This is a genomic window from Rhodococcus sp. MurmanLake-1, from assembly GCF_056945715.1.
This window is the reverse complement of the sequence record NZ_JBWZNF010000091.1, coordinates 1-260: the sequence shown is the minus strand read 5'-3', so window position 1 is coordinate 260 and position 260 is coordinate 1. Positions and strand designations below refer to the sequence as shown.

1 protein-coding gene is annotated in these 260 nt (G+C 63.5%); it reads left to right on the top strand.

The window, feature by feature from the left end; translation table 11 throughout:
• Window positions 1–29: 29 nt before the first annotated feature.
• Window positions 30–260: hypothetical protein (locus tag AC2ETI_RS32780; RefSeq protein WP_483635070.1), on the top strand; the 231-nt coding region annotated here is incomplete at its 3' end.

Genomic DNA, 260 nt, shown 5'->3' with positions numbered 1-260 from the left:
ACTTATTCCTCCTCGTGCGAGTCAAGACCATGCGCTTCACCACTGCGATTTTTCTGTTCCTCGGCACCTTGCTGACCTCCGCCGGTTATGGCGCCACCTTCCTGCTCAACGATTATTTCCACACGCTCGGCGGCAATGAAGTCGACACGGGCCTGGCGCTGGCGGCAGCCATGGCCGGTACCTTCGTCGGCGTGCCGCTTGTCGGCTGGTTTTCCGGCCGGGCCGGTGCGGCAAATCTGGCGGCCTGCGGCGCCTTGAGC